This window comes from Nocardia caishijiensis NBRC 108228 (assembly GCF_001612825.1).
GTDB classification, from domain to species: domain Bacteria; phylum Actinomycetota; class Actinomycetes; order Mycobacteriales; family Mycobacteriaceae; genus Nocardia; species Nocardia caishijiensis.
This window is the reverse complement of sequence record NZ_BDBE01000056.1, coordinates 13,608-36,644: the sequence shown is the minus strand read 5'-3', so window position 1 is coordinate 36,644 and position 23,037 is coordinate 13,608. Positions and strand designations below refer to the sequence as shown.

Annotated in this window: 24 protein-coding genes; 9 read left to right on the top strand and 15 right to left on the bottom strand. The window is 68.2% G+C overall.

Annotated elements, in window-relative coordinates:
- Nucleotides 1-572: 572 nt before the first annotated feature.
- Nucleotides 573-1,055, top strand: a complete 483-nt coding sequence (locus tag NC7_RS27895) for a MarR family winged helix-turn-helix transcriptional regulator (RefSeq protein WP_067988849.1) — start codon at nt 573-575, stop codon at nt 1,053-1,055.
- A gap of 46 nt (nt 1,056-1,101) precedes the next feature.
- On the opposite strand, the gene NC7_RS27890 is transcribed toward NC7_RS27895, so the two are convergent.
- Both NC7_RS27890 and NC7_RS27885 read right to left on the bottom strand, forming a co-directional pair.
- On the bottom strand, nt 1,102-1,506 hold the full coding sequence (locus tag NC7_RS27890) for a DUF7144 family membrane protein (RefSeq protein ID WP_067988835.1): 405 nt from the start codon (nt 1,504-1,506) through the stop codon (nt 1,102-1,104).
- A gap of 77 nt (nt 1,507-1,583) precedes the next feature.
- Nucleotides 1,584-3,080: a flavin-containing monooxygenase gene (locus tag NC7_RS27885; protein WP_067988833.1), complete on the bottom strand. Its 1,497-nt coding sequence runs from the start codon at nt 3,078-3,080 to the stop codon at nt 1,584-1,586.
- A 64-nt stretch (nt 3,081-3,144) separates the two neighbouring features.
- Here NC7_RS27885 and NC7_RS27880 point away from each other — a divergent pair, with 64 nt between their 5' ends.
- Nucleotides 3,145-3,702, top strand: coding sequence for a YdcF family protein (locus tag NC7_RS27880; protein WP_307614015.1), 558 nt, complete (start codon nt 3,145-3,147; stop codon nt 3,700-3,702).
- A gap of 4 nt (nt 3,703-3,706) precedes the next feature.
- Here NC7_RS27880 and NC7_RS27875 read toward each other — a convergent pair whose 3' ends face one another.
- From NC7_RS27875 to NC7_RS27825, 11 genes are all read right to left on the bottom strand, one after another.
- Complete coding sequence (locus NC7_RS27875; RefSeq protein ID WP_067988828.1) at nt 3,707-5,278, bottom strand: Na+/H+ antiporter; 1,572 nt, start codon at nt 5,276-5,278, stop codon at nt 3,707-3,709.
- Between the two features lie 208 nt (nt 5,279-5,486).
- Nucleotides 5,487-6,116: a hypothetical protein gene (locus NC7_RS29410; protein WP_067988826.1), complete on the bottom strand. Its 630-nt coding sequence runs from the start codon at nt 6,114-6,116 to the stop codon at nt 5,487-5,489.
- A 131-nt stretch (nt 6,117-6,247) separates the two neighbouring features.
- Nucleotides 6,248-7,201: an MlaD family protein gene (locus tag NC7_RS27865; RefSeq protein WP_067988824.1), complete on the bottom strand. Its 954-nt coding sequence runs from the start codon at nt 7,199-7,201 to the stop codon at nt 6,248-6,250.
- The gene (locus NC7_RS27860; protein ID WP_067988822.1) at nt 7,198-8,250 is read right to left on the bottom strand and encodes an MlaD family protein; all 1,053 of its coding nucleotides are present in this window, start codon (nt 8,248-8,250) and stop codon (nt 7,198-7,200) included. Before NC7_RS27860 ends, NC7_RS27865 begins: the two co-directional genes overlap by 4 nt.
- Complete coding sequence (locus tag NC7_RS27855; RefSeq protein ID WP_067988847.1) at nt 8,247-9,335, bottom strand: MlaD family protein; 1,089 nt, start codon at nt 9,333-9,335, stop codon at nt 8,247-8,249. Before NC7_RS27855 ends, NC7_RS27860 begins: the two co-directional genes overlap by 4 nt.
- Nucleotides 9,335-10,342, bottom strand: coding sequence for an MlaD family protein (locus NC7_RS27850; RefSeq protein WP_067988820.1), 1,008 nt, complete (start codon nt 10,340-10,342; stop codon nt 9,335-9,337). Before NC7_RS27850 ends, NC7_RS27855 begins: the two co-directional genes overlap by 1 nt.
- The gene (locus NC7_RS27845; RefSeq protein ID WP_067988818.1) at nt 10,330-11,334 is read right to left on the bottom strand and encodes an MlaD family protein; all 1,005 of its coding nucleotides are present in this window, start codon (nt 11,332-11,334) and stop codon (nt 10,330-10,332) included. The genes NC7_RS27850 and NC7_RS27845 overlap by 13 nt, the downstream gene beginning before the upstream one ends.
- Nucleotides 11,334-12,365, bottom strand: coding sequence for an MlaD family protein (locus tag NC7_RS27840; RefSeq protein ID WP_236573767.1), 1,032 nt, complete (start codon nt 12,363-12,365; stop codon nt 11,334-11,336). Before NC7_RS27840 ends, NC7_RS27845 begins: the two co-directional genes overlap by 1 nt.
- 4 nt (nt 12,366-12,369) lie before the next feature.
- Nucleotides 12,370-13,236, bottom strand: coding sequence for an MlaE family ABC transporter permease (locus NC7_RS27835; protein WP_067988814.1), 867 nt, complete (start codon nt 13,234-13,236; stop codon nt 12,370-12,372).
- Nucleotides 13,236-14,081, bottom strand: coding sequence for an MlaE family ABC transporter permease (locus NC7_RS27830; protein ID WP_067988812.1), 846 nt, complete (start codon nt 14,079-14,081; stop codon nt 13,236-13,238). The genes NC7_RS27835 and NC7_RS27830 overlap by 1 nt, the downstream gene beginning before the upstream one ends.
- A 198-nt stretch (nt 14,082-14,279) precedes the next feature.
- Nucleotides 14,280-15,374, bottom strand: a complete 1,095-nt coding sequence (locus NC7_RS27825; protein WP_157102199.1) for a calcium:cation antiporter — start codon at nt 15,372-15,374, stop codon at nt 14,280-14,282.
- Between the two features lie 103 nt (nt 15,375-15,477).
- Between NC7_RS27825 and NC7_RS27820 the strand changes: the two genes are divergently transcribed.
- From NC7_RS27820 to NC7_RS27800, 5 genes are all read left to right on the top strand, one after another.
- Nucleotides 15,478-16,134, top strand: a complete 657-nt coding sequence (locus NC7_RS27820) for a phosphate signaling complex PhoU family protein (RefSeq protein ID WP_067988808.1) — start codon at nt 15,478-15,480, stop codon at nt 16,132-16,134.
- 149 nt (nt 16,135-16,283) lie between these two features.
- Nucleotides 16,284-17,069: an HNH endonuclease family protein gene (locus tag NC7_RS27815; protein ID WP_067988806.1), complete on the top strand. Its 786-nt coding sequence runs from the start codon at nt 16,284-16,286 to the stop codon at nt 17,067-17,069.
- Nucleotides 17,070-17,104: 35 nt separating this feature from the next.
- The gene (locus tag NC7_RS27810) at nt 17,105-17,329 is read left to right on the top strand and encodes a hypothetical protein (RefSeq protein WP_084458843.1); all 225 of its coding nucleotides are present in this window, start codon (nt 17,105-17,107) and stop codon (nt 17,327-17,329) included.
- A gap of 25 nt (nt 17,330-17,354) precedes the next feature.
- On the top strand, nt 17,355-18,041 hold the full coding sequence (locus NC7_RS27805; RefSeq protein ID WP_084458842.1) for a phosphatase PAP2 family protein: 687 nt from the start codon (nt 17,355-17,357) through the stop codon (nt 18,039-18,041).
- A 35-nt stretch (nt 18,042-18,076) separates the two neighbouring features.
- Entirely contained in the window at nt 18,077-18,817 is a 741-nt protein-coding gene (locus tag NC7_RS27800) for an ABC transporter permease (protein WP_067988801.1), read from the top strand.
- 124 nt (nt 18,818-18,941) lie between these two features.
- On the opposite strand, the gene NC7_RS27795 is transcribed toward NC7_RS27800, so the two are convergent.
- Both NC7_RS27795 and NC7_RS27790 read right to left on the bottom strand, forming a co-directional pair.
- Nucleotides 18,942-20,981 (bottom strand): MDR family MFS transporter, encoded by a 2,040-nt coding sequence (locus NC7_RS27795; protein WP_236573764.1) that lies wholly within the window; start codon nt 20,979-20,981, stop codon nt 18,942-18,944.
- Nucleotides 20,982-21,049: 68 nt separating this feature from the next.
- Nucleotides 21,050-21,682 (bottom strand): TetR/AcrR family transcriptional regulator, encoded by a 633-nt coding sequence (locus NC7_RS27790; protein ID WP_067988795.1) that lies wholly within the window; start codon nt 21,680-21,682, stop codon nt 21,050-21,052.
- A 108-nt stretch (nt 21,683-21,790) separates the two neighbouring features.
- On the opposite strand from NC7_RS27790, the gene NC7_RS27785 reads away from it, so the two are divergent.
- Together NC7_RS27785 and NC7_RS27780 are read left to right on the top strand one after the other, a co-directional pair.
- Entirely contained in the window at nt 21,791-22,015 is a 225-nt protein-coding gene (locus NC7_RS27785; protein ID WP_067988792.1) for a hypothetical protein, read from the top strand.
- A 65-nt stretch (nt 22,016-22,080) separates the two neighbouring features.
- Complete coding sequence (locus NC7_RS27780; protein WP_067988791.1) at nt 22,081-23,001, top strand: sigma-70 family RNA polymerase sigma factor; 921 nt, start codon at nt 22,081-22,083, stop codon at nt 22,999-23,001.
- Nucleotides 23,002-23,037: the final 36 nt, after the last annotated feature.

Below are 23,037 nucleotides of genomic sequence, written 5' to 3'. Positions count from 1 at the left end.
TAAAGACTAGAGTCCGAAAACCTAGCAATGCCGAACACCAGCAAAAAAATTCGCTGTTGTTCAAAATGTCCACTCCTCAACCGGGGGGTATGAGAAGCGGAACCAATAAAAATATTGGCACTGACATTCATCGACACACTATTGAGTTCTCAAAGAACACACGCACAAACATCCACCCACAACGTTTCGTGAGGGCTTCAGTAAGGCAACTGTTCCAACCTAGCGCGAAGAACCACCCGAAGCAAGTCCGGGGTCCTGGCTACTTGGCCGTCAGGCGCTCATCGTCCTACCTCGTGTCCCCGCCATCTCGTGGCCGGGTCGGTGTCCGTGTCGCTCTGACTCGAACTAAGTTACGCAGCCCCGACGACGAAGTCAAATCGCCTGGTCGCCCGGGCGCGTCGACGCAGAGGCGATCAGCCCGCAACTTGTCGACCACTCGAACGAAACACCACGTCCACACCCGTTCGACCGGGCGACATGCCGCTCCTGCGTGGACACGCCCCACCGCCCGATATACAGTTCTCCGACAATCAGCAATCGCTGAGCAAATATCGCGCGGGAAAGGGGCCGTGGTGACCGACGATCTCGACTCGGTCGAACGTCGTGCATGGAGCGCTGTTGTCACTCTCGCGATGCGGGTCCCCAGCGTGCTGGACTCCCGGCTGCAACGAGAGTTCGGGCTGACGCATTTCGAGTACCGCGTGCTGGCGCTGCTGCGGGATTCGCCCGGGCATCGGATGCGATTGAGCATGCTCGCCGCGCGCGGGCACGGTTCTATCTCCCGCGTCTCGCACGTGGTGTCCAAGCTCGAGCGGGTGGGGTTGGTCCGGCGGGTGGCCGCTCCGTCGGGTCGAGGGGTCGATGCCGTGCTCACGCCGAGCGGGCTCGACAAAGTGGTCGAGGCGACCCCGGACTACCTCGTCGCAGTGCGCGCGTTGGTACTCGACGGGCTCGACGAAACACAGAAGGCCGAGCTCGCGGTGCTCGCCGAGAAGCTGTCGCATCATCTGATCGGGATGCTCGGCGGCTCCTCCGCCGGTGAGGTCGCGGGCTGACACGACGATGCCGCCCGGCCGACAACCGGGCGGCATCGCGCGGGCCTCAGACGGTGCGCGGGTGCCAGGTCGCGATCGCCCAGATCACGACCACGTCCAGCACGATGATGATGATCGACCACCACGGGTAGTAGGGCAGCCACAGGAAGTTCGCGACGATGGACAGCGCCGCGATCACCATGGCCGCCACCCGGCCCCACGTCTGGCCCGCCATCAGGCCGATCGCGATGATCACCACGATCGCGCCGAGGACGATGTGCCACCAGCCCCAGCTGGTGAGGTCGAACTGGTAGGCGTACTCGGGCCCGACGACGATCAGGTCGTCGTTGGCCACCGCGGAGATTCCCTGGAAGATCTGCAGCACACCGACCACCGCCAACAGGATTCCGGCGGCGATGGAAGTGCCCGCCGCGATCCCGTCGCGCAGTTCGTGTTGGTTCGTGTTGGTCATCGCTCGGCCTTCCCGTCGATCAACGGACATGCCACCTCGGCATAGGCCAACGCTAGGAAGCCGAGCCGCGGTTCACCTCACCCGTTGTGGGTGAATTCGCAGACCCGGTGCACGGGGCGGAGGGTCTTGCCGAGGTCGGTGCGCAGGGTGAGCAGGGCGTCGAGCAGGTAGTTCTGCCTGACCCGCCACGGGTGCCGGTCGCCCTGCCTCGGGAACGCGGCGATGGAGCGCAGGATGTAACCGGCGTTCAGGTCGAGCAGCGGGCGCTGCTTCAGGCCGCGAGCCGGTTCGGGAACCACGGCCGGGGCGCCGGTGCGGTCGAGATGGGTCAGCACCTTGCAGACCAGGCGGGAGGTGAGGTCGGCGCGCAGTGTCCACGAGGCGTTGGTGTAGCCGACGCAGATCGCGAAATTCGGCAGCCCGGTGAGCATGGCGCCCTGCCAGACGAACTGGTCGGCCAGGTCGACCTGCTTGCCGTCGACCGAGGGGGCGAGACCGCCGAAGGCGAGCAACCGCAGGCCGGTGGCGGTGACGATGATGTCGGCGGGCAGCGTGTGGCCCGAGGCGAGGCGGACGCCCTCGGGGACGAAACCGTCGATGTGGTCGGTGACCACCGAGGCTCTGCCCTTCTTCAAGGCTTTGAAGAAGTCGGCGTCGGGGGCCACGCACAGGCGCTGGTCCCACGGGTCGTAGTCGGGGGTGAAATGCCGGGCGACCAGGCTCTCGTCCTTCAGGATCCGGGTGGCGAGGCCGGTGAGGAGTTTGCGCGCGGCAGCGGGACGGCGACGGCAGTACTGATAGAAACCGATGTTGAACAGGATGTTCTTGGCGCGGATCACGCGGTGGGCCAGATCGGCGGGCAGCAGACCGCGGATCTTGTCGGCCTGTTTGTCGCGGCCGGGGATCGAGCCGATCCAGGTGGGACTGCGCTGCAACATGGTGACGTGCGCGGCATCGGTGGCGAGGTTGGGGACGAGGGTCACGGCGGTGGCACCGCTGCCGATCACCACCACCCGCTTGTCGCGCACGTCGAGATCGGCGGGCCAGAACTGCGGGTGCACGATCGTGCCCGCGAAGTCCGCGCGGCCGGGGAATTCGGGATCGTGCGGCTGCTGGTAGTCGTAGTAACCAGCGCACGCGTAGAGGAAAGAACACGTCAGCGTGCTGAGCTCGGGTCCGTCGGAGCCCTCGTGGGCGATGGTGAGCTGCCAGCGGGCCCGCGCCGAGGACCAGTCGGCGCCGATCACCCGCGCACCGAACCGGATGTGGCGGTCGATGCCGTTCTCCAGGGCCGTCTCGCGGATGTAGTCGAGGATGGCGGCGCCGTCGGCGATGGAACGCGCGGCACGCCAGGGTTTGAACGGGTAACCCAGGGTGAACATGTCCGAATCGGACCGAATTCCGGGGTAGCGGAACAGATCCCAGGTACCGCCGAGATCGGCGCGGGCCTCGAGAACGGCATAGCTTCGGTGCGGATGCTCGGTCTGCAACCGGTAGGCGGCCCCGATGCCGGACAATCCGGCGCCGACGATGACGACGTCGAGGTGTTCGGGGCTAACGGCGGTGTCGGTCATGGGCACCAGTGTGCCTGCTCACGGGCGGTGGGAGAAGACGCTGATTTCGCCTATCGTCGATGCGGTGTCGATCTTTCGACGTGCGGGATGGTTGCTCGTCGGCGCACTCGTCACCGTGCTCGCGGCCGCCGTCGCCGGACTACCGGTGTTCGTGTACCCGCAACTCGATCCGCTGCGACCGGCCGACGTGATCGTCGTCCTCGGCGGGACGCCCTACGAGCGGTTCGACGTGGGGATCGAACTGGCCGAGCGGGGGTACGCGCCCGAGGTGCTGATCTCGCAGTCCACGGGAGCCGACGACCCGGTGATGGACAAGTACTGCGGTGGCCGATTCGCCTTCCGGGTGGCGTGTTTCGTGCCCGACCCCTGGACGACCGACGGCGAGGCGCGCGAAATAGTCCGGCGCGCGACGATCTACGGGTGGCGCCACATCATCGTGGTCACCTTCACGCCGCACGTATCGCGGGCGCGCTACATCGTCGGGCGGTGTTTCGAGGGTGAGATCACGATGGTCGCCAGCCCTACGCAGACGGGGCTCGGGTTCTGGAGCTGGATGTATGTGCGCCAATCAGCCGGGTACGTCAGGGCTTTCGTGAATCAGCACTGCGAACAGGACGCCTGAGGATTCAGCGGGTGGGGCCGAGGTCGAGGCGGCGGGTGACGCGGTCGACCACGTCGGCGGGCATTCCCGGGTCGCGGCGGGCGGCCTGGGCTTCGCGGCGGCCCGCCTCGATCACGGCCGCGCGGACCGCGCCGAATTGCGCGACCGATCTGCGTTCTTTGTCCATGGCCGCCTTGGCGTCGGCGTCGGCGGCCTCCGGATCGGCTTTGGCGGAGAGACGACGCAGCCTGGCTTTGAGGTCCTCGTAGACGTCGTCGGGCAGGTCGTCGCGGGCGGCGATCTTCTTCAGTTCGGCGAGTTCGGCGCCGACCACGCGCTCCCAGAGCTGCCGCTCGAGCACCCGTTCCTGACGGGTGTCGGCGTGCACACCGGTCAGGCGGACGACCAGTGGCAGGGTCGGGCCCTGCACGAGCAGGGTGAACAGAACCACCGAGAACGCGACGAACAGAATCTCCGAGCGGGCCGGGAATTCGGCGCCGGAATCGATGGTGAACGGCACCGCGAGCGCCAGCGCGACCGTCGCGACTCCGCGCATCCCCGCCCACCAGGTGACGATCACCTCCTGCCAGGTGAACGCCTCGTCGACGTCACGCCACCGGTGCGTCACCGTCCACATACCCATCAACCAGACCAGCCGCAACAGCACGACCACGGCGATCACCGCGACGCTCACGCCCGCCAACGTGCGCCAGTTGTGACCGGAGGTCTCGATGACCACCCGCAGCTCCAGTCCGATCAGCGCGAACGCGAAACCGGTGATGAGCATTTCGACGACGTCCCAGCACGAGTCCGCGATGAGCCGGTAGTCGCGGTCGCCGATCTCGGTCACCGCGTCGGTGAGGTACAGCGCGCACACCAGCACCGCGAGCACCGCCGAACCCTCGAAATGTTCGGCGATGCCGTACGCGGCGAACGGCAGCAGCAGGCTCAGCGCGACCTGGCAGGTGGCATCCGTCAGATAGCGCGTCAGTTTGCTGCCGAGCCAGCCGAGCAGCAGACCGACCGCCGCACCGGCGACCGCGGCGATCGCGAAATCGACCAGGGCGTGCCATGGGGAGAACACGCCGGTGACGACCGCCTGGATCCCGACGGTGTAGATGACGATCGCGGTGACATCGTTGAACAGGCCCTCACCGCCGAGCGCGACGATCAGCCGCCGGGGCAAGCCGAGCCTGCCCGCCATCGACATCGCCGCGACCGGGTCGGGCGGGGCGACCAACGCGCCGAGCACCACACCCGCCGCCACCGCCACCGCCGGATTCCAGGCGTGGAAGACGACCGCGACCGCGGCGGCGGTGACGATGACGAGGCCGACCGCGCGCAGCGCGATCACTTGCCACTGCTCGGCGAACTGACGCCAGGACGTGCGCCGGGCGGCGGCGTAGAGCAGGGGTGGCAGGACCAGCGGGAGGATCAGGTCGGGCGGGATGTTCAGGCTCGGCACCGCCGGGATCAGGGCGAGCAGGCAACCGAACACCGTCATCAGGATCGAGGGGGCGAGCCCGAAGCGATCGCCGAGTGCCTCGGCGAGCACGGCGGCGAGCAGGATCACCAGAATCAGCACCAACTGGTCCATAACTGACCAGTGTCGGGGAAGGCGCGGGCTGTGCCGGTCAGACCCGCCGCCGCACCCTGGCAACGTCGCCGGGGCAGGCGGACGGATCGGAAAGACCGGCGTGGCGGCCGACGCCAGTGACGGTCCGTCGACGCGGGCTGTGGGCGCGGGGATGAGTAACAGCGGGAACCGCGACGCGGTGGCCGTCGACAACGGCCGCTCGCGACGGTCAGGCCACGGTTGCCGCGGCCGGGGGAAGCAGGATCGGGGGAAGCGGGAACGGGAGCTGGATCGCCGGTGGTGGGGGTGGGGGCGGCGGAGCCGGTTCCGGGACGGGGATGGGCTCGGGGGCCGGTTCGGGGGGTGGCGGCGGCTCGAAGGCCGGGGGTTCGTAGTGCGGTTCGTAGACCGGCGGCGGCGGTGCGGCGGCCGGGGGCGGCGGTACGTAGGGTTCCTCGGGCGGGGGTGGCGGGAGGTCCACCGGCAGCGGTTCCGGCGGCGGAGGAGGAGCGGGCTGCGGCGGTGCGGGGGTGTCCGGTGCGCCTGCTGTGCAGCGCCAGGTGCCGTCGTCGTCGACCTGCCAGTGGGCGACGATGCCGCCCGCCGAGCAGTTGCCGCCCACGCGCCGGGCAGGCCAGGGCGGGTCGAGGTCTGTGTCGCTGACCTGCTGACCGTCGACCGACAGACCGTTCGACCCCATCGGGTCGACGTCGGAGTTGTCGTCGTCACCCTGATTCGCGCGCAACACCAGACCCACCGCGACCACCAGGGCGAGCAGTGCGGCGAGCACTGCCGCGATCGCGATCGTCCGGGTACTGCTGGCGGGCTCCTCGTCGGGGCCCTCGCTGCTGCCTGCCATCGCACCGCCTTCGCCGCGGACTTGGACTCCCTCGTTCAGGGAGGCTACCGCAGAGTTGCTCGCAGGCCGACCGCGTTCGGGCCACTATCGCTGTGCAGGGCCGATACCTATACACAGCGGTTGCCGAATATTTACTTGATCGCGACCCTGACCTTCACGGAATCGGCGTCGGTGTTGTGCAGCGCCTGGGCGACCAGCGCGCTCAGATCCAGTTGTGGACCGGTGGCGGTGACCGCCTCGGTGAGCGGGCGCAGCGCGGGCAACAGGGCCGACAGCTCGGGACCGATCTCGTTCAGCTTCGCCACCAACTCGTTCAGGACCGGGACCAGGCCACCGTCGCGCAGATACATCTCCGGGTCGCCCTCGGTGGCGCGGCCGACGGATTCGACGAACTGGTCGATCACCTGGCTCAGGCGGACGAACGCGGGCGCGGCGGCCGAGGTCGCCGGACCGGCCCAGGCGATGTCACCGGAGACGTATTCGAAGTTGTTCTGCAGTTCGGCGATGGCGGGCGCGCGGCTCATGATGGCGGCGGCGAGCAGGTCACCGGCGCGGGCCAGTTCGGGGATCACGTTCTCGGTGCCGACCATGGCGGTACCGAGGGTGCCGACCAGGGAGTCGACCACGGTCGGGTCGAGCTGTTCGACGGTCTTGGTGACCAGCCGCGCCACCTCGGGAATCGACATCGGGGTTCGCACGTTCTCCCCCGCCAGCCGCTGTCCGTCGGTCAGGTACGGGCCGTCGGCGGTCGGCGGCACGAACTGCACGAACGGCTCGCCGAGCGACGACAGGTGTTCGATGGTGACGATGCTGCTCATCGGCACCTTGTGGTCGGCGCCCACGCGGAAGCCGACGCGCACCCCACCGCGCGGGTCGGTGTCGACGGCGGTGACCTCGCCGATCTCGATGCCGGTCAACAGGATCGGTGATCCGACGCTGAGCCCGCCCGAGTCGGCGACCTCGAGCGAGGCCTCGGTGTAGTCGGCCAGCGGGTCGACCCGCACCACGCCGAAGGTCAGATAGGTCGCGCCGAGCACGGTGATGGCGGCGATGCCGCTGAGCGAGGCGAGTGCTCCGATCTTCATCGCACCATTCCGATCATCCGCAGGGCGGTCACGATCTGGTCCAGCTGCTCCTGTTCGGAGACCTGCACTCCGGTGACGTTCACCTTCGGGCCGCGCTCGGCGAAGGGAATGATCTTGTCGCGCAACAGGTCGGTGAGCAGGGCCATATTGGTCGGGTTCCGCAGGTCGGGCGAGGCGCCGATCAGCAGCGGCAGGAAGGCGGTCGCGGCCGCGTCTCCCGAATTCGCCAGCGGTGCGAGCCAGGTCATCGAGTGTGCGAGCGGGCCGAGGGCGTTGAAGATGACCATCGTCTCGGCGATGGAGTCCTGGGTGCCCGACAGCGCGCGCACCGCCTCGGGGGTGAGGATATCGGTGAGTTCGCCTTCGATGTTGTGCATGATCTCGGCGTTGGCGGCGAGGCCGTTGACCAGCAGGTCCACCTGGTCGAGGTTGGCGGCCAGGTCGGCGGCGTCGGCGCCCATCACCGCCGAGATGCGCGCGGTCTCGCGGGGATCCTGCGGCATCACCGAGTTCACCCGGGCGATCATGTCCTGGAGCTGACCGATCGCGCCGCCCTGCACGAACAGCGCCATGGTCGCCATCGTGTCTTCCAGCTGCACCGGCGGTTTGGTGCGTTCGATGGGGATGGTCCCGCCGTCGCGCAGCAGCTGACCGAAGCCGTCCTTCGGCGTGGTCAGGGCGACGTGGATGTCGCCGAGGATGGTGTCCTGGCGCAGTTCGGCGATGGTTGAACCGGGCAGCGAGACCGATTCGAGGATGTCGGCCTCGACGATGACGTACCCGCCGCGACCGGCGGGCGCGTCGGCGGGCTGGACCACCCGCACGTCGGTGACGGTACCGATCTCGGCGCCGTTGGCGATCACCTTCGACTTCGACGGCAGGTTCAGCGCGCTGGCGAACTCGATGTGCACGCGATAGGTGTCACCGCTGACCGACGATCCGGGGACGGGCACGTCGGCGGGGTCGAATCCGCAGCCGCCGACCGCGAGCCCGGCGGCGACGACCAGCGCGATCATGGTGCGCCGCATACTCTTCCGTGTCCTGTTCATCGGGCACCTGCCATTCCGAGCACGACTTGCACGAGGTTCACATCGGTCAATCCCTGTGCGGGATCGGGGCATTGCCCCGGCAGCACCGCGTTGAGGGCGGCGCACACCTGGTCGGCCTCGCCCGCGGGCAGGGCCACCTTCGGCGGGGCGTAGGTGATGGCGGTGCCGCCCGCCGCGCTCTGGAACGCCGAAGTCAGCGCGGGCAGCTTCAGGACCACCTCGCGCAGCGATCCGACGTTGGCGCGCAACATCTTCACCAGCGGGACGGCGCCGTCGAGGGTGCCGATGAGCGGATCACCGAGGATGGTGGTGAGGTCGTTGAGCATCGGCAGCAGTTCACCTAGGCCGTCGAACAGCGAGGTGGCCGGGCCGAGCAGGTCGTCGGAGGCCATGTTCAGCAGCGGTGCGAGCCGGGTGAGCATGGACTGCAGGTCGCCCCAGTTCGCGGCGACGCGATTGGACACCGAGGCGAACGCGTCGAAAAGACCTGCGAGATGGCCGATGTCGGCATCCGGCTTGTTCATCGCCGAGCCGAGCTTGGTGATGAGCTCGTTGACGGTCGGGCCGGTGCCCTTGGTCGCGCGGTCCAAGGCGCCGAGGCCGTCGACGAGGGCGGTCGGCTGGCCCGAAGTGGTGCCCGAGAGCTGCTCGGACAGGCTCGCCAGGGCGGTGAGGGTTTCGGTGATGCTCTTGGGAGTCAGGGTTTTGGTGATGCAGCCACCCTCGAACTCGCGGGTGTCCTTGCCGCTGGAAAGCACGGCCAGATTGCGGTCGGCGGCAACCGAATACGCGACGGTGGTCGCCGAGGCATCGGCGTAGACCGGGTAGCGGGCGTCGACCTCGAAATCGACGCGCACCTTCGGACCCTCGTTGCGGACCGAGGTCACCTCACCGACGGAGATACCGCGCATCGTGATGTGGTTGCCCGGGTACAGGCCGACCGCGTCGGGCATGAGGGCGCAATAGGATTGGGTCTTCTTCAGCGGATCGAAGGCGATGAAGTAACCGCCGGTCACCAGCGCGACGAGCACGGCCACACCGGCGATCGACATGAACGCCTGGGACCCGAGGAGCTTTTTCAGCATCAGCACGCCTTCCCCGGCAGCGGCACACACACCCGCGCGTCCGACTGGTCGACGACCACACCGGCCTCGGGTGTCACCAGCTGCGACAACTTGGTCTGCAATTCGTGCACCGTCCCGATCACCGGCTCGAACCGCCCGGTGAGCTCCTGCAAGCGGGGCAACGCCTCGGCCAGGGCCTGTGCCTGCGGTTTCAGCGTCGACTCCCAGCCGGGGGCCAGGGTGGCGAGGCGGTTGACCACCGACACGAGCAGCCGGACCGCCTCGGCCGCCTCGGCCTGCTTGCTCAGCAGCACGTCCTCGAGCAGATTGACGTTGTTCATCAGCCTGCCGAGATCGGACTTGGCGCCGTCGTACATGGAGATGTACTCGTCGAGGATCGCGATGGACTTCGACACCTGCGAGCGCTGCCGGTCGAGCATGTCGACGTACTTGCCGACCGTGTCCAAGGTGGTGCGCAGCGCCTCGGGCGAGTTCTGCAACGCGGTGTTGGCCGCGGCGAGGTTCTCGCGAACCGTCGCGCCGTCGACGGCTGCCAGCGGCGCGGTGGCGTCCTGGAAGGTCTCGATCAGGCTGTAGGGCAGGCGGATTCGGTCGGCGGGAATCGCCTCATCGCCCAGCGGCTCCGAACCCGCGGGGTACAGCGCGACGTAGTGGCCGCCGACGACGGTGAGCATCCGGACATCCAGGGAGGTCTGGTCGCCGACGAACACGTCGTTGTTCACGGTGAACCGCATGACGACCTTGTCGGGCTTCAGCTCCAGCGAGGTGACGCTGCCGACCGAGATTCCGGCCAGGCGCACGTCGTCGCCCTCACGCACCGACTGCGCCTCGGTGAGCTCGGCGGTGTAGGTGTGCTTGCCCAGCGGCACCACGTACACCACGCCCGCGGCGATCACGAACAGCACGACCGCGGTCAGGCCGATGATGCCCATCCGCAGCTCACGGGCGCGTTTGCCCGCTTCGTCGAGGATCGGCCGATCGCCGGAGAAGAATTTCAGCGGTTGCATACGGTGACCTTCTGTCCGGCGATCAGCACCTGCAGCGGCGCGGGCACCTCGGCGGCGCCGTTGCTGCAGTGCGGTGTGAAGTCGGTGAAGCCGCGCGAGAGCGAGGAGTCGACCGTGGCCAGCAGACCGGGCAGGCGACCGAAGACCTCCACGGCCTCCTGCGGATTCGGGAACAGGGCGCGGATCATCGCGTCGACGTCGGCGCCGCCGCCCTCGACCAGACCGAGCGAGGCGAGCAGCCGGTCGACCGGCGCGAGCACCGACGGCGCGCTCATCGCGAAGTCGGCGACACCGCCGATATTGCGCTGCATCGCCTCGAAGATGTCGGTGAGGCGGGCCAGCAGCGGCAACAGGTGACCCACCCGGCCACCGTGGCGGTCGGCCAGATCGGACAGGTTGCGGATGAGGGTGCTGACCACCTGCTGCCGGTTCTCGGCGTAGGAGGCGAGTTCATCGATGGCGGTGAGCGCGGGGCCGAGGCCGCTGCCGTCGCCCTCGATCACGGCGAGCATGCTCGTGGTGAACTGGTTGATCGCCTCGGGCGACAACGTCGCCAGCACCGGCTTCAACCCGCTGAACAGGCTGGTCACGTCGAAGGACGGCACGGTCATGTGCGCGCCGATGCGGGCACCGGCGGCGATGCGGGTACCCGGGTTGGGCGCCTGCTGCAGGTCGACGTAGCGCTGGCCGGTGAGGTTCTGGTAGCGGATGGCCAACTTGGAGTTGTCGTAGATCGGCGTATCGGTCTTGACCGTCAGGCGCACCTTGGCCTTGTCGCCCTCGAGGCCGATCTTCTCGACCTTGCCCACCTGCACACCGAACATACGCACGTCGTTGCCGACCTTGAGGCCGTTGGCGTCGGTGAACAGCACGTCGTGGGCGTTGGTGTCACCGGAGACGGGACGTTTGATGAGCGTGAACACCAGACCGAGCACGGCGACCATCACCAGCGCGAACACGCCGAGGCGCAGTGCGACACCGCGAATCTTCATCACGCACCGCCCTTTCCGAACAGCGGGACCGCGATGGCGGGCACACCGCTGAGCTCGACATCGAGGTTGAGCACCGGCCCGTCGGGGCCGTCGGGCATGGCGCCGCGCAGGTTCCGCAGCAGCGCGCTGAGTTCGGCGCCGGTGTTGCGCGAGTTCGGCGACATCTGCGCCAGCGCGAGCAGCATCGGCGCGAGCATGTCGGTCGACTCGGCGAAATGACCGCCCGCGGTGCTCAGGGTGGTGGTCAGGGCGGGCAGCAGGCTGCCGCCGATCACGCCGACACCGATGTCGTAGCGATCCTTGTCGGTCTGGGTCACCTTGATCTCGCTGAGCTGGTCGATCACCTGCATGGTCGCGCCCGCGAACTGGCCGCCGCCGTCGAAGGCGGGACCGAGCTTGCCGAACAGTTCCGAGGGCGCGACGTCCTGGTTGTCGGCGATCGTCTTGGCCACCGTGATGAGGGCCTGGACGAGCGGGGTGAAGGCCTTGAAGTCGGCGGCGAGCTGGGAGATCACCGTCGCCATCTGCGGGCTCGTCACCGTCATGCCGACCTGCGACAGGCTGCGCAGGATCGCGCTCATCGTCGCGTCGTACACCCGGCCGTTGTTCGGGCCGGTCAGGTCGAGCACCGAACCGGCGCGCAGCGGGGCGCCGCCGGGGCCGCGCCGCAGCTCGATCTCGGCGATGCCGAACAGGTTGGTCGGCGCGTAGTCGATGGCGAGGCTGTCGTCGATGCCGTGCAGCCGGTTCTCGTCGAGCAGCAGCGCGATCCGCTGGGTGCCGCGCTCGCCGGGGGTCACCTCGGCGACCTCGCCGACGGTGACGCCGTCGATGCGGACCTGACTGCCCGATTCGATGCCGTCACCGAGATGTTCGGTGCGCAGCGCGATCCGCAGCCCGTCCTCCGAGCGCACGTTCGTGTACGTGACGTAACCGAGCGCGACAACCGCGATCACCGCGAGGATGACCGCACCGGTCAGGCGCGAGGTGCGCCGACTCGCCGCGACGCCGGGCATTCCGTAGTTCGGCACTAGCTCACCCCGTAAAACTGATCGCCGAGTTGAAGCCCCACAGCATGATCGACAGCACCATGTCGATGGCGACGATGGCCACCGAGCTGGCCCGCACCGCGCGACCCGAGGCGATGCCGACGCCCTCGGGGCCGCCGGTGGCGAAGAACCCGAAGTAGCTGTGCACCAGGATCACGACCGTGCCGAACACGGCGACCTTGATGACCGCCGCGATCATGTCGAAGCCGGAGATGAACTGGAAGAAGTAGTGGTCGTACACGCCCGCTGACTGTCCGTAGACCATGGTGAGCAGACCGCGGCAGGCGCCGTAGGACAGGATCAGCGCGATCAGGAAGGTCGGCACGATGGCGATGGCGCCCGCGATCACGCGGGTGGTCACCACGAACGGCACCGAGCGCAGGCCGAGCGCCTCGATGGCGTCGATCTCCTCGGAGATGCGCATCGAGCCGATCTCGGCGGTGATCCGGCAACCGGCCTGCGCGGCGAAGCCGATGGCGGCCGCGATCGGGGCCAGCTCACGGGTGGTGGCGTAGGCGGAGATGACGCCGGTGACCGGGCCCATGCCGAGCATGTCCAGCGACGCGAAGGACTCGACGCCCACCGAGGCGCCCATCACCAGGCCGAGCACGATCATCATCGGCACGGTGCCGCCGCCGACGATGATCGAGCCACGACCCCAGGTCATGTCGGTGACCGCGCGCAGTGTCTCGTCGCGGTAGCGGCGCAGCGTGAGCGGCACCGAGGACAGCACCTGCCAGACGAACACGGCGACGAAGCCGAGCGCCTCGCCCGCGCCGACGATCCGTTTGCCCAGGCGCGCGGGTGTGCGCAGCCAGTGCAGCGAAGTGGGGAGATAGGAGGAGGCAGCCATCACGCCAACTTCGTCGGCAGGAACATGGCGCTGATCTGGGTGGCCAGCAGGTTCACGATCGCGATGGAGACCACCGAGAGCACCACCGCCGCGTTCACCGCGTCGGCCACGCCGCGCGGCCCGCCCTTGGCCTCCAGCCCACGCTGGCACGAGATGACGACCACGAGGAAGCCGAAGATCAGGGCCTTGAGCAGCGACACCCACACATCGCCAGCGGTCGCGAACGAACCGAAGGTCGACCAGTAGCTGCCGGGTGTCACACCCTGCCCACCGACCGCCACCGCGTAACCCGCGAGCACGCCGACGAAGATGATGAGCACGTTGAGCATCGGGGCGACGATCAGCATCGCCATCATGCGCGGGATCACCAGCCGGTGCACCGGGCTGATGCCCATCGTGTTGAGCGCGTCGATCTCCTCGCGGATGGTCCTCGCGCCCAGGTCGGCCGCGATGGCCGCCGCGCCCGCGCCGCCCAACAGGAAGCCGGTCGCGATGGGGGCACCCTGCTTGATGACACCGAGGCCGCCGGTGGCGCCGAGCATGGAGTCGGCGCCGAGGCTGTGGATGAGGTTGCCCACCTGCACCGAGACGATCACGCCGAACGGGATCGCCATGAGTACGGCCGGAATGGCGGTGACGGTGATGAGGCGCCAGGCCTGCACGAGCGTCTCGCGCCATTGGAACTTGCGGCGGGCCACGTCGGCGACGGTGCCGGTGACCGACTCCTGCGCCAGGTCGACCGCGCGTCCGAAGGTCCGCAGCGACGACACCACCGTGGCGGTGAAGTTCTCGCGGACGATCTGGGTAGCGGAATCCGTCTTCGCGGAATGCAGATCGGTCGACATCAGCGATGCCTCCGGCCCGCTCGCGAAGCGCGGGGCAGGGTGAAATTCATACCGCACTCTCTGGCTTCGGCGTCGGTGCCAACTCCAGCAAGCTAACCGGTACTCTGCGTCACAACAAAATTTCGGGTGGGTGACCCTCGTCGCTTTTCCGCCGTTTCGATGACAGCGTCACATCCCATGTGATCCGCAACACCCCAGCTACGGGCTCGCGGCGAGGAACACGAAGGCCGCGAACAACGCCAGGTGCACACCGCCCTGCAACAAGGTGGCCCGACCTGGCACAACGGTCAGCGTGCCGACCACGACGGTCAGCGCGAGCAACACCATCTGCGTCGCACCGAGGCCGAGAACCAGCGGTCCGCTGAGCCAGATCGTGGCGATCGCGATCACCGGGATCGTGAGCCCGATGCTGGCCATCGCCGAACCAAGCGCCAGGTTCAGCCCGATCTGCACCTGGTTGCGGCGCGCGGAGTTGACCGCAGCCAACGTCTCGGGCAGCAGCACGAGCATCGCGATCACCACACCGACCGCGGCCTGCGGCAACCCGGCCGACGCGATGCCCGCCTCCAACGCGGGCGAAACCACCTTCGCCAGGCCGACCACGCACATCAGGGCGAGCACGAGCAGGCCGAGGCTGATCAGGGCGGCCCGATTCGTCGGTTCGTCGCCGTGCACCTCTTCGTCCTCATCGATGGCGCCGCTGGCCTCCACCGGGAGAAAGTCGTCAGGGTGCCGCACGGTCTGCACCATCACGAACAACCCGTAGAGCGCCAACGAGGCGACCGCGGCGAACGCGAGCTGCGCGGGCGAGAACTCCGGACCGGGCTTGCTGGTGGTGAACGTCGGCAGCACCAGACTCAGGGTGGCCAGGGTCGCGACCGTGGCCAGCGCGGCACCCGTGCCCTCCGGGTTGAACACCGCGATCCGGCGCCGCAGGGCACCGACCAGCAGCACGAGACCGAAGATGCCGTTGCAGGTGATCATCACCGCCGCGAAGACGGTGTCGCGCGCCAGCGAGGCCGCCTTGTCGCCACCGGAGATCATCATCGTGACGATCAGGGCCACCTCGATCACCGTGACCGCAACCGCCAGGATCAGCGCGCCGTACGGTTCACCGACCCGATGAGCCACCACCTCGGCGTGATAGACCGCCGAGAGCACCGCCCCGACCAGCACGGCGCTCACCACCGCCACCACTACGCCCGGTATGTCGCGCCCCCAGGTGGCAGCGAGTACGAGAGCGGCGAGAATCGGTACGAAGAGGGTCCATCTGGTCGTCAATGTGGCGATCATGACCTCCATCGTTCCAGGTGTGCGCCACCGCGGGCCGGATGCGCGGCCGCGAACATGCGCCGATGGATTCACAGTCGCGCTGCGATGGGGAACAATTCAGCGCGTGCGGACCCAGTTCACCCTCGAGCTCTTGGCGCTGTCCAACGAGCTCACCCTCATGTCGCGGCTCGCCCACGACGCGACCGAACGGATCACCGAAGCGCTGGCGAGCGCCGACTTGGCCGCCACCTACGAGGTTTTCGCGCTCGACGAGCGACTACAGCAGATGTTCGCCGCCTGCGAGTCACGCACCATGGCCCTGCTCGCCCTGCAGGCGCCCGTCGCCCGCGACCTGCGTCATGTCGTCACCGCCATCCAGGTGGCCGGTGAACTCTCGCGCATCGGACGGCGTACCGAAGCCGCGGGTCAATACGTGTACCGCGCCCACCCCGACACCGTCGCACCGGCCCCGGTGATCCAGGCGCTGGTGGCGATGGGCGGCCTGGCGGCTGAATGTGTTGCCCGGGTGAGTGATTCGGTCGCCACCGGCCGATTCGTCGAGGACGACGGTTCGGACGCGGCCGCCATGGAGGACCTGTTCAAACAGCTGAACTCCATACTCACCGCAGCCGAAGCCGGTGTCGACACCGCCGCCGCCATCGATCTGGCTCTGCTCGGCAGCCAGTTCCAGCGCTGCGTCGACCACGCCGCCCGCATCGCCCGCCTGATCCGCTTCCTGGACACCGGAATTCCCACCGAATCCGGTTCGCTGCCCGACTGAGCGGGTATGTGATAGGCGAACGCTATTGAGCCGCAATTCGTTTGCCCTGGCCTGTGCCGAATGTCATAGGCGACAATGACCGACGTACCGGTATCCGCACCGTAGGTTGTGCCGGTTCGCAGTTCGACGAAGGCACAGGTGGTACGGGCATGAAGTGGTCCTCGATCAGCGGCACACCGGTCGGGCGCGCGGTGCTCGCACTGGCCGCCGCGATGGTTGTCGCGCTGGTGGTGACGGTCGCGAATTCGCTGCTGGACAAGGTGAATCCGACCGCGCCCGGCCCCGGTTCGGCGGGCGCGGCGACAGTGTCGGGCAAGGAGATCGGGGATCTCGTCGCCACCCTCGTCGTCGCGAAGGAGGGACCGATGACGGGCTACACCCGGGAGAAGTTCCCGCACTGGGACACGAACAAGCCCGAACACGGCTTCATCGGTGAGCTCGCCACGTACACCAAGTGCACCAGCCGCGACGTGATGATGCTGCGCGACGCCACCGGCAAGGTCACCCTCGACCCGAAAACCTGCGAACTGACCGTGCCCTCGGGTGCGGGCTGGCAGGACCGCTACGGCTTCATCGACAAGAAGACCGGGCAGCTCGGGCCCTACAAGTTCATCACCGACCCGTCCAAGGTCGACGCCGAACACATCGTCGCCCTCGCCGAGGCCTGGCGTTCCGGCGCCGCCGATCGCGACGAGGACACCCGCCGCCGCATCGCCAACGACGCGTTGAACCTGGTCGCCGCCGACCCGTCGGCCAACCGGTCCAAGGGCGACCAGGACCCCGCGAACTACCTGCCGCCCGGCAACTTCCGGTGTGCCTATATCGAGCACTACGTGAAGGTCAAGATAAAGTACGCACTGACCGTTGATACCGCCGAGCACACCGCGTTGCGCACCGCAGTCGACGACTGCTCCCGCCGAGGAGAGTTCAAATAAGCGAGCCCATCGAGATCACCGCCGAATGCGCCGTCATGACCGAAGAGGAAGGGACGGTGTCGGGCGAACTCGACGTCATGCTCGACGACACCGGTAAAGGCCTGGTCCGCTACCGGGGAACCGACGCCTGGTACACCATCGGCAATATCGAAGCCGACCCGCCGCGCACCTGGGAGTGCGTTGCCGACCTCGTGAAAGCGATCAAGAAGGTGGCGGGCACCCGCGACGTGGCCGGGAACGCGGTGGTCTTCGAGGCCTGAGCGTCCGGCTGGCAATCTGGTAGTCATGCCCATCGACTACCACTCCCCCCGGGTCGCCTGGTCCGGGCTCGGCCACCGGATACCGCTCGCGGCCGCGCTCATCGCCACCGCCCTCGCCCTCTTCGGACTGCTCACCTGGGTGGTCGTCGGCAATATGGACGGCACACCGTGGGATGTGCGGGTGCTCGACTGGATGATCGCGCATCGCAGCGAACCGCTGACCACCGTGGCGCGGGTGATCACCGACCTCGGCGGTACCGTGGCGATGACGATTCTGGCGCTCGTCACGGTGATCTGGTTGCTCGCCCGGCGCGATCTGCCGGTGGCCGCGCTGGTCGGGGTCACCTCGCTCGGCGCGGGCGCGTTGGTGTGGGGCATCAAACGGATCGTCGACCGGCATCGTCCGCCGATGGACTCACGGCTGGTCACCGAGCTGAGTCTGTCGTATCCGTCGGGACATTCGCTCGGGTCGGCGGCGGTGGTCGGGGTGGTGGCGATCGCGCTCGTCCCGCGCCTGCGCCGAGTCTGGGTGCGCCGCACCGCCATCGGTGTGGCAGTGGTCTTCCCGATCACGGTCGGGCTGTCGCGGGTGTATCTCGGGGTGCACTGGATCACCGATGTGCTGGCGGGCTGGATCGTCGGTCTGCTCTGGCTGACACTGAGCGTCACCCTGTTCACCCGCCTGCACGCACGCGGCACGACCCGCCCCTAGCCGAAGCGCGCCGAAAGCTGGCAAGGAGTTCGCTGATGACGGTGGAACCGAGCGTCGCGCTGATCGTGTTGTGCGTGGCCATGGTGGTCGCGGCGGCACTGGTGTACCAGTTCACCGGAATCGGTTCGCCGTTCGTGGTGCCGAAGGCCGCGTTCCGTGCGGTGCTGCAACTGGGTCTGATCGCGCTGATCCTCGCGGCCGCGCTTCGGCACCTGTGGTCGGCCGCGCTCGTGCTGCTGGTCATGTTCGGCGCGGCGGTGTTCACCGCCGTCCGGCGGGCGCGGGCGGGCCGCTCCGGGATCTGGCTCGGGTTGGCCGTCGCGACGGGGATCGCGGCGGTGATGCCGGTGACCCTGCTCAGCGGCGCGGTGCCGATCCACGGCGTCACGCTGGTGTCGATCGGCGGCATCCTGTTGGGCGGCACCATGACCTCCACCTCGCTGGCGGCCCGGCGCGGGCTCGATGCCATCGGCCAGCGCTGGGGTGAGGTGGAGGCGGCCCTCAGCCTGGGATTCACCGACCGACCGGCCCGCAAGATGGTGCTCACGGGCGCGGCGACCGATGCGCTCATCCCGGGTGTCGACCAGGCCCGAACGGTCGGGTTGGTCACCCTGCCCGGCGCGTTCATCGGTGTGCTGCTCACCAGTGGGTCCGCCGCGCAGGCCGGTGCGGTGCAGGTGCTCGTGCTGATCGGGTTGATGCTGTCGGAGGCGTGCGCGGTCGCGGTGACACTCGAATTGGTCGCGCGAGCCCTGGTCCGCCGCCCACGCCCCTGATCCCCCAGGCCGCTGCCACTCCTTGTGGACCGGTGCGTCTCAGTCGATGCGGTAGCGACGTTCGGCGCCCATAGTCTTCGGCGAGCAGTTCACGCGTCCGATCCGGCCGTTCCGGCACGGCTCGTCAGCCGGTGTGGACCTTGGCGACCTGATCGCTGTCGGCGCCTTCGTCGAGGAGTTTCGCGGCGATCTTCGACAGTGCTTCGTCGAGTAGGGCGCGGTCGGTGGCGTCTTCGCAGTTCCAGTCGTCGAGCCGGTCGCCCAGCCAGCGGCGCCAACCGGCGCGCAAGGTGTCGACCTCGGCGTGACCCGCATCGGTGAGAGTGAGGGTGCCCGCCTCGGCATGCAGCAGCCCCGCGTCGGAGGCCTGCCGGAAGACCGGCGCGAGCACCTCGACCGGGAGGCGGTGCCGGTAGGCGATGTTGTACACGGTGGCGGGCAGGTCCTGTCTGCCGTAGAGGTACACCTGGCCGAGCGCCCACGCGGTGTCCGGGCTCAGCGAGCTGCCCGACGCTGCGATGAGCTCGGCAATGATCGGGCCCTTCGCCCGCGCCTTGCGCACGGTCGCCGCGACCGACCGTTCCAGTTGCACCACCCGATCGTGCGAATCCGGCACCGAGAACCCCTCCCCCACATCGCCCGCACCGTGGCGCGCGCTGTCGCGCAACCGCACCTGCGGCAGGAACCAGGCCACCACGAAACCGAGCAGCGCGACGGGAACCACCCAGGCGAAGACATGGTCGATCGAGCGGGCGTAGGCGTCGATCACCGGTGCGGCCTGATCGACGGGCAGCTCGCGCAGCAGCTTCGGATTCGCCACCACCTCCGGTGGGATGTCGGGCGCCTGGCGCATCGCCTCGGCCAGCGCGGTCTTGCTCTCGTTGTTGTAGAGCGTCCCGAAGACCGCGGTGCCGAACGCGCTGCCGAGGGTGCGGAAGAAAGTGACACCGGAGGTCGCGGTGCCGAGGTCGGCGTAGGGCACGGTGTTCTGCACGACGATGGTGAGCACCTGCATGCCGAGGCCGAGGCCCGCACCGAGAATCAGCATGTACAGCGATTCCAGCCACACGCTGGTGTGCCGGTCCATCGTCGACATCAAGGCCAGTCCGACGGCGAGCACGGCCATGCCGACGATCGGGAAATACCGGTAGCGGCCGGTCTTGCCGACCACCTGGCCGGAGAAGATCGAGGTCACGAACAGGCCAGCGACCAGCGGCAATGTCCGCACACCCGAGACCGTCGCCGACACACCGTCGACGTATTGCAGATACGCGGGCAGGTAGGTCATCGAGCCGAGCATGGCGAAACCGACGATGAAACTGAGCACCGAGGAGACAGTGAACACCCGGCTGCGGAACAACCGCATCGGCAGCATCGGCTCCTTCGCCCGGTTCTCCACGGCGACGAACGCGGCGAGCAGCACCACCGCGAGCACGAACAGACCGATGATCTGCCAGGAACCCCACGAGTATTCGTTGCCACCGAATTCCAGGCCGAGGATCAGCGCCGAGACACCGACCGCCACCAGGCCGATGCCGAGATAGTCGATCACCGGCCGCGTGCGGGCGGCGAGCTTCGGCAGTGTGCGGGCGGCGAGTACCAGCATCACGATGACGACCGGAACGTTCACATAGAAGCACCAGCGCCAGCTCGCGTGGTCGGTGAACAGGCCACCGAGGGTTGGCCCCACGACGGTGGTGATGCCGAAGACCGCGCCGAGCGCGCCCTGGTACTTGCCGCGTTCGCGCAGCGGAATCGTGTCGGCGATGAGGGCCATCGAGGTGACCATCAGCCCGCCCGCACCGATCCCCTGGATGCCGCGCGCGATGATCAGCATCATCATGCCGCCCGCCATGCCCGCCAGTGCGGACCCGGCGATGAAGATGACCCCGCTGATCTGGAACAGCAGTTTGCGGCCGAACAGGTCACCGAGTTTGCCCGCGAGCACCGTCGCGACGGCCTCGGCCAGCAGGTACGAGGTGACCACCCAGGCCATGTGTCCCGCGCTGCCGAGATCGGCGACGATCGAGGGCAGCGCGGCCGACACGATGGTCTGGTCGAGCGCGGCCATCAGCATGCCGAGCACCACCGTGGCGAAGACGAGATTGATCCTGGTCTTGCTCATCGGCGCGACGGGCTCGTCTACAGCAACACCATCCGGCATGGCCCCAGTATGGGCGTTGCCGTGCCCGGCGACGGCCCAGTGACACGGCAGCAATCAGAGGAGATATCTCAGCGCACGGCGTAACCGGCGAGCCCAGGTTCGAGCGCGTCGAAGGCGACTTCGGCGTAATCGGCGAGGGCGGTGGCGATCTCGTCACCCGACTCCCCGGCGAGGGTGCGGCGCAGAATCTCCTCGAACAACACGCGGTGCACCCCGGCCAACTGTGCGGCGGCGACCCGGGGCGTGATCTCGTCGGACGCGGCGCCGGTCTCCTCCGCGAGCGCACGGGCCAGCGCCGCTTCCCGCTCGTCGTGGAACTCCCGCAACCGAGCGGTGAGCGCCGGACTGTCGGTGATCATCTTCGCGAACGGGGCACCGCTGAAGCCGATCACGGGATCCTGGTCGACCACGGCCGCGAGGTAGGCACCGCGCAGGGCGGCGAGCGCGGACTGCCCGGGGGCACGATCGCGCACGATCGCGGCGAGCTGTTGCACATAGGCCGCGCCGAGATCGAGGGCGAGGTCCTCCTTGCGGGGGAAATAGTTGGTGACGGTCATCTTCGCCACGTCGGCGGCCGCGGCGATCTCGGCGATCGTCACCTTGTCGAATCCGCGCTCGAGGAACAGCTCGGTGGCGCGGTGGGAGATCTGCTCCCTGGTCTGCTGTTTCTTCCTGGCCCGTAGCCCCTGCTGCGTCGTCATGTTCCGAGCGTAACTGAACTCGTCCCAAAATTGTTCTTGACATATTTTTATGTTGGTCCTAAGTTTGTGTTCGTCGCCGCGAGCGACACCGATCGAAGGAGACAGCGCATGCCGCACGGACCCGATATCGCCGCCCCGCACCGCTTCACCCACGTCACCACCGAAGGAGCAGCCGATATGGCCCGATCCACGACATTCCGCCCAGTCCCGACCACGGCCGATCAGCCCGTCGACTCGCGTCGCACACGGCGGCGTCGCGACGCGGGTTCGATCCGCGGCGCACAGACCAGGTCGACCACGGTCCGTCGCCCACTGCGCATCCCCGGCCGCTGACACGGGGGCCGGCCCGCCACCGGCCCCCTCGAGCATTCATTTCCTTCGTCGAACGGGAGCCAACCGTGACTGTCACCGCCGATCCGATCCGCGACTACCTCACCGCCATCAGCCGCACCCCCCTGCTGACAGCCGAGCAGGAATACGCCATCGCCGCCCGCATCGCCGCGGGTGCCGAGGCACGGGCGGAGCTCGACGAGAACGCCTCGGCCGGGGTCGAACTCACCGCGTCACGACGGAGGGAACTGCAGCGCACCGTGCTCGACGGCCGACGCGCGAAAGACCACATGGTTCGGGCGAATCTGCGCCTGGTGGTCTCCATCGCCCGCCGGTTCCCGACCACCACCGGGATGTCGCTGCTCGACCTGATCCAGGAGGGCACCCTCGGGCTGATGCGCGCGGTCGACAAGTTCGACCACCGGCGCGGGCTCAAGTTGTCGACCTACGCCACCTACTGGATCCGCCAGTCCATCGGTCGCGCCCTCACCGACCAGGGGCGAACCATCCGGCTGCCGTCCAATGTGGCCGATGTACTGCACAAAGTCGTGCGGGTGCGGCGCGAGCTGACCCACGAGCTCGGCCGGGCGGTCACCGCCGAGGAGATCGCGGAGCGGGCCGAACTCACCGTCACCCAGGTGACGGCGGCGCTGCGCCACGAGGCGGAACCGGTGTCGCTGCAGACACCACTCGGCGAGGACACCGAACTCGGCTCGGTGCTGCCCGACACCGCGCCCTCGCCCGCCGACCTGGTGGCCGACCGGATGCTCGGCGGGTACGTGGAGGCGGCGCTGGCCGTGCTCACCGAGCGTGAATCCGATGTCATCCGGCTGCGTTTCGGCCTCGACCACGGTGCGGCCCGCACGCTGGAAGAAGTGGGTTCACAGCTGGGCGTCTCCCGGGAACGGGCCCGCCAGATCGAGGCGAAGGCCATGACCAAGCTGCGCAGACCGACGTGCGCCCGTACGCTGGCCGGATTGCTGGGCTGACCACTTCCGATCGATCTTACTCGAGAGTAAGGTCGG